Origin of the sequence: Pseudoalteromonas sp. 120-MNA-CIBAN-0494 (assembly GCF_040308885.1) — a bacterium.
In the GTDB taxonomy this organism is placed as follows: Bacteria; Pseudomonadota; Gammaproteobacteria; order Enterobacterales; family Alteromonadaceae; genus Pseudoalteromonas; species Pseudoalteromonas nigrifaciens.
Map to the genome: position 1 here is coordinate 54,310 of NZ_JBEOOE010000021.1, position 6,505 is coordinate 60,814.

The window sequence follows — 6,505 nt, forward strand, 5'->3', positions numbered from 1 at the left end:
AATTGGGTGCAAGTGTTGATTGTTCTAGCAGGTTAAGCTCATTAAGGGCACTTGAACTTATATAAGTAATATATAAGGCGCCGTACTTTTTTAGAGCGGTTGCTATAATTAACGACTCATTTAATACAATTGGCATAAAATGTAAAAAACTAGCTAGTTATAAAACTCAAAAAAATTGAGCTAAATAACATTATTTACGTATACACAGACGATCCCGACCTGCGTTTTTGGCTTCATATAAAGCATCGTCTGCTCTATCAAATGCCTTTAATAATGTGTCACCTTGTTTAAACTGAGTTGCACCAAGTGACACTGTAATTTCTATTTGCTTATCTTTAAACTTAAACGGGATCTTTTTTATATTCTTTTTAAGTTTTTCGAGTTGTGGAATGGCATGCTCTAAAGAGGTGCCTGGCATTAAGAGTACAAATTCTTCGCCGCCATAACGCGCTATAAAGTCTGTTTTTTCTATCGATTTTTGCAAGGCTTTAGCAATAACTTGTAGCGTAATATCTCCAGCCGTATGACCAAACCTGTCGTTTATTGACTTAAAATAATCTACGTCTATTACCGCTAGAGTAACATCGGATGCTTGCACATTAAATAAGTGCATTTCGTGATTATAGCGCTCATCGAAGGCGGCTCTATTTGGCAGTTTAGTTAGGCTATCGAGCAGGCTTTTAAAACGTTGATCGTTAAGGCGCTTTTTATATTTAGTGAGTTTATTTTCTAAGCTGCCAATACGATTATTTATTTCATCAAAGCTGGTTATAAGTACTTTGCGATCTTTGCGTTCAAGTTCTTCTTTGGCAATAAAATCTTCACCGAGGGACTTTAATTCATGATCAACTAATTTTCTTAACGATGAAATTGAGGTGGTACTCTTGGTTTGCTCATTAAGATTATTAATTTTAGTTTTAATACGTTTATTTAATGCGTCAAACTCAATCCCCATAGATTCGGAATGTTTACTAGTCGAAAAAATCGAATGGTGTAACTCTTCTAAGGTTTTATTTAAAGACACTAAAAAACTTTGCGCAGATTGGCGCTCGTTATTAATATTTTTTACAATAATACTAATAATTTCAATTGCGGCAGCGAGTAAGTCATCTACTGTATTACTTTGTAAAATGGCAGTTCTTATTGATTGAATTTGCTCTGCAGCTTCATCTTCAAGTACCAGCTGGTGGGCAAGTTCTAATAACTTTTTAGCAATTACTGGAGTGTCGGTATGTTGCTCTGCGGGTATTGCATTAAATTTAGTCTGTAACGCTTGGTTATAAATAGTAATTAATTGATTTAATAGCGGTATAAAACCATGGGTTGACTGAACGTTATTAAGCTCATTATCTAACAAGTTACGCAGCGCTCTGCGTGTGTCGTCAGGTAAGCCATTGGTTTTTTGTAATTGCTTGCCAGCATTTTTTACACTTGTGCGTAAATCTCGCTGATGGGCGAGTTGAGTGGCTTCTTGGCTTTTTAAAAGTACTAAAATATCATTAATTAACGGCGATAAGTGCTCAAAGCTAACCCCTTTATTAAGCGCGCTTCTAAATTTAGCTAGACGATTATCTAATTCAATATCAAGACCCTTACAGCTTAAAGACAATTTAGCTGCAAAATTTGACAGAGTGTCTACTTGAGTTTTCCTTGCGCTCTCAATTACTATTCGTTGCTCAATAGCTTGTTTGAGTTTTTTGTCCATAGAATTAGATTTATCAGGCACCTAAACATACCGCCATTGTGTTAATTAGTATCAGTTAAGTTTACAACAAGTTAAGTTTACAACAAATTTATATTAAGTGTAGTTATCTCATTAAAAACTTTGCATTTTAATAAGATATTGTCAATAAACGTATCTAAAAGTCTATTTATCGCTTTTAATTCACTTTTAAATAGCGCCTTGTTAGTCTTCTTTACACACTAAGTTATCTTTATGAGCCATTATGAAAAAGCTATTAGCGCTGTCTATTTTAGCCGCATGTTCTGCCCCTACGTTTGCTGATGTAAATTATTCATTAAACATTTCTCAGCCACAGCACCACTTAGGTAATGTTACGGTAGAGTTTCCTAAAACGGCACAAGCGCATTTAGACATTAAATTACCTGCATGGCGCACTGGGCGTTACGAAATATTAAATTTAGCCAATGGGGTGCGTTACTTTGATGCAAAAGACAGTGCGGGTAACACCCTAAAGTGGGAAAAAATTGATCACAGCACTTGGCGTGTACACTTAAATAAGCCAACTAAAGTGAACTTAGCATATCAAGTATACGCAAATGAGCTTGGCAAACGTGCGCGTCATATTGATGACAGCCATGCATTTATTGATGCATCAGGCTTTTTTATGTTTAGTGACTCATTTCGACAAGAGCCCGTTACGGTTAATTTAGAGATGCCTAAACAGTGGCGATCTGTTTCTGGAATGAAAAATAACAAAGGTAAAAATACATTTAAGGCGGCAGATTATGACGTACTTGTAGATTCACCAATCGAGACAGGTATTAACCAATTACACACCTTTAAAGTTGATGGCCGTGAATACGATTTAGTTATATGGGGCGATGGTAATTATGATGTAGAGCTCATGCTAACGGATCTAAAAAAGTTAGTGGCTACTGGCAATGTTATTTGGGATGGCTACCCGTATGAACGTTATGTATTTATGGTGCATGCAACATCGGGAGCGGGTGGTGCTACTGAGCATTTAAATTCGACTATTATTCAGCGTCCGCGAGACCGATTTGCTAAACGCGAAGATTACTTAGCCTTTATAAGCACTGCGGCGCATGAATTTATTCATACTTGGAACGTTAAAGCATACCGCCCAGCGGGCCTTACACCTTACGATTACACCAATATGAATTACTCTAAATTACTTTGGATAGCAGAGGGCTCAACCAGCTATTTCGAAGATCATTTATTAGTGCGTTCAGGCATTCAAAGCACTGATGAGTTTTTTAACCTACTGAGTAAAACAATTAATCGTCATTTACAAACACCTGGTCGCGAAGTACAAAGCGCCAGCGAAACCAGCTTTGATAAGTGGATAAACCAAGGCGGGGACCACGCGCGTAATTACTCTACTAACATTTATTCAGAAGGCTCATTGTTATCACTTGCTTTAGATATTGATTTACTAGAAAAAAGCCAAGGTAAAATAAGTTATCGCGATGTACACAAGGCACTTTATAAGCAACATAAATTACCTGCAGGTTTTACTTCTTTAGATGTACTCAATATTTTAAAAGACCTAACCGGGCGTGATTACAACACTTGGTGGCAAACTAATGTCGACTCGCCAGTTTCACTAAATTTTGACGAGTTACTCAATAAAGTAGGTTTAACATTTGAGCGTCCAGAAAAAGCGAAAGCCTTAGCTAGTATAGATGCTGTGGCAAAAAATACCGGCCAACTCCTTACGCTTTCGCATGTTAAACGCGGTGGCAGTGCATGGCAGGCAGGCTTAACAACAGATGATAAAATTGTTGCTATTAATAAGCATCACGTTGGTAAGGATTTAACCAGCAGCCTAGAAATGTATAAAGTAGGGGATAAAATTACAATTGATTATATTCGCCGCGATGCACTTGCTAGCACCAGTTTAGTTTTATCAGAAGATTTTGATAAACCTAAAAAGGTGATTGCTAATAAGCAAGCATCGAGTGAACAAAAGGCGTTGTTTAAAGCATGGATAGGTGTTGAGCATCCTAATAACGCTAAAAAAGATTAACATTAATGAGTTAAAAACTAATAACTAAAAGGAGCAACGGCTCCTTTTTATTTTTACACTCTTATATTGCCGCATTACCTAAAAGCATTTATTCGCTCCTTTAAGTGTTAATTTAATTATTTCGTTCTATTATAAATATTAAGTATTATTTATTAATTGATCAGAATGAAATCTAAAAATAATATACATACTTTAGCTCACCAATATGTTGTTAATGACCCATTACATCAATTATTTGATGCTGTGAATGCTATTTCTGTACAGGGGTATGATGAACAACGCCGTGTTATTTATTAGAATAAAGGCAGCGAAGTGCTTTATGGTTATACGAATGTTGAAGCAACAGGTAAAAAGCTTGAAGATTTAATTATACCAAGTGATTTACGAGAGGCCGTGGTTGCTGGCCACGGAAATTGGATTAATAATGGCATAGAAATTCCTGCAGCAGAGCTAACTCTTCGTGATAAAAATAATAATGATGTTTCGGTGTTTTCAAGCCATGTAATGTTTATAAATCAATATGGCATTAAACAAATGTATTGATATTGACTTAACCGATGTTAAACAGGCGCAAGAACAGGCTATGTTCAGAGAGAAAATGTTGGAAACAATATTTGAGGCTATTCCTGATCTATTTTTTGTAATGCAAGAAGATGGCAAAATCCTTGATTATCAAGCCAGTAGCAGTAGTAGCAGTAATCTTTATGCTTTACCTCAGCAATTTATTGGTAGCAGTATGTTTGATTTATTACCAGACGATGTTAGCAGTAAGTTTAGAAAGAATATTTCCCAAGCCTTAAGCCAAAAACAGATGGTGAGCTTTCAATATGAATTAACCATGCCATTGGGAGTTGTGTACTTTGAGGCAAGAATTAACCATGTTTCTCAATATCAGCAAGTTATGGTTATTATTCGAGATATTACCGAGCAGCACAAGGCAGAAGAGCTGATCCGTAAACAAGCTTATTATGATAATTTAACCTCATTACCTAACCGCTTTTTAGCACTTGACCGACTATCGCATATGCTTTTTGAAGCACAAAGAAACAAGGGGCATGTGGCTGTACTTTTTATTGATTTAGATAACTTTAAAAAAGTAAATGACTCGTTTGGCCATGAACTAGGCGATAAGCTACTGGTTAAATCAGCTGCAAGATTACAGCAAGTCATTCGCAAAGAAGACACCATAGGGCGTTTAGGAGGAGATGAATTTATTGTACTATTGCGGGGTATTAATAGTCATTATAACGCAATATGTATTGCAGAAAAGCTACTGAAAAGTTTTACCTCGCCATTTAAAATTGAAGGGAGAGAACTTGTACTCACTATGAGTATTGGGGTTGCTATGTACCCCGAAAATGGCGATACAGCGTCTGATCTTTTACGCAATGCAGATACGGCAATGTATCAAGCAAAAGCCTTGGGACGTAACAGTTACTCGTTTTTTACTCCACAAATGAACGTAGTAATTCAGCGTCGCCTTGCGATAGAGGAGCAGATGCAAGGTGCGTTACAGCGTAATGAATTTGAACTATATTACCAACCGCAGTTAGATGTTAAAAATAAACATGTTACCGGCGCGGAAGCTTTGCTACGTTGGTATAACCCAGTGCTGGGGAATATACCGCCCGATGAATTTATTCCAATAGCCGAGCATAATGGGTTGATTATCCCCATTGGGAAGTTTGTTATTAAGCAAGCCTTACAGCTTTTAAAAAAATGGCAAAATCAGTGCCTTAATAAAGGGCAACACCATAAATATACTATGGCTGTTAATTTATCCCCAAGTCAATTTAGAGACACAGCGCTACTTAGTTTTATCGAAATTTTCCGAGAAAACCCATTGATCGACGCGAAGCGGTTTCGATGGGATGAATCGGAATAGTTAGCCCTGCTCTTGAATGTATTTTTGAATTGTATCAGCAGCCGCATTCCCAACAGAGCAAACAAAATATCCGTCAGACCAAAATGTTTTTTAACCCAGAATTGCTTTTTAAACCATTTAAATCTCGACCATAGACTTTGCGTTGTAGATTGTTTAATTCTCCTAACGTAACTCGCAACGCTGATATTGGGAGAGATCGTTAGCAATATGTGTATATGATCTTTGTCCACCTCGATCTCTTCGATATTAAATTCTGAGCGCTCTGCAATTTCAGTGATTTTTTGTTTTACAAAATCACCTACATCACCTTTTAACAATTGTTTTCTATATTTAACCACAAGTATTAAATGTAGCGCTATTAAATATTTACAGTGAGATTTAGTGTCATATTCCATCTTGACAACTCATTTCCATACAGTAGTCTATACAGTATATGAAAAAGACGCTTAGATACAACTACAGGCTAAATCCTACGCCAGAGCAAGAAGCTAAACTCGTTGAGTTTGGCGCGACAGCGCGTGGCATTTGGAACTTATTGTTGTCTGAGAACATGCGTCGATACGAGCACGATAAAACGTTTTTGTTTTACAAAGACATGGCCTCACTACTTAAAGATATCAAGACGTTCGAAGAGTTTAACTGGATCAAAGCATTCGATTCTGCGGCAGCTCAACAAGTTGCCCGCGACCTGGAATTAGCGCTCAAGAATGTTTTTACTAAAGGTCGCTTGCAACGCTTTCCAAAGCACAAGATCTCATATAAAAAGAAAAAACGTCACAACGATAGTTTTCGAGCGGTCAATAACTCGAACTGTATCCGCATTGAAAATGGCGCTATCAGTATCCCAAAGGTAGGCAAGATACCCATTATCTTGCATCGCAAACTA

The 6,505-nt window shown here is 37.0% G+C and carries 3 protein-coding genes and 2 pseudogenes; 3 read left to right on the forward strand and 2 right to left on the reverse strand.

Annotation, left to right across the window (positions count from 1 at the left end; all coding sequences use genetic code 11):
- Positions 1–190: 190 nt before the first annotated feature.
- Entirely contained in the window at positions 191–1,705 is a 1,515-nt protein-coding gene (locus AAEY55_RS12780; protein WP_350551672.1) for a GGDEF domain-containing protein, read from the reverse strand.
- Between the two features lie 241 nt (positions 1,706–1,946).
- Here AAEY55_RS12780 and AAEY55_RS12785 point away from each other — a divergent pair, with 241 nt between their 5' ends.
- Positions 1,947–3,734: a M61 family peptidase gene (locus AAEY55_RS12785; protein ID WP_350551666.1), complete on the forward strand. Its 1,788-nt coding sequence runs from the start codon at positions 1,947–1,949 to the stop codon at positions 3,732–3,734.
- 165 nt (positions 3,735–3,899) lie between these two features.
- A pseudogene (locus AAEY55_RS12790) lies at positions 3,900–5,559 on the forward strand (diguanylate cyclase domain-containing protein); the annotation flags it as partial.
- Positions 5,560–5,619: 60 nt separating this feature from the next.
- Here AAEY55_RS12790 and tnpA read toward each other — a convergent pair.
- Positions 5,620–6,014: pseudogene (gene tnpA, locus AAEY55_RS18770) on the reverse strand (IS200/IS605 family transposase).
- A 38-nt stretch (positions 6,015–6,052) separates the two neighbouring features.
- Here tnpA and AAEY55_RS12805 point away from each other — a divergent pair.
- Positions 6,053–6,505 (forward strand): transposase (locus tag AAEY55_RS12805; protein WP_350551669.1); only part of this gene is annotated, 453 nt, incomplete at its 3' end.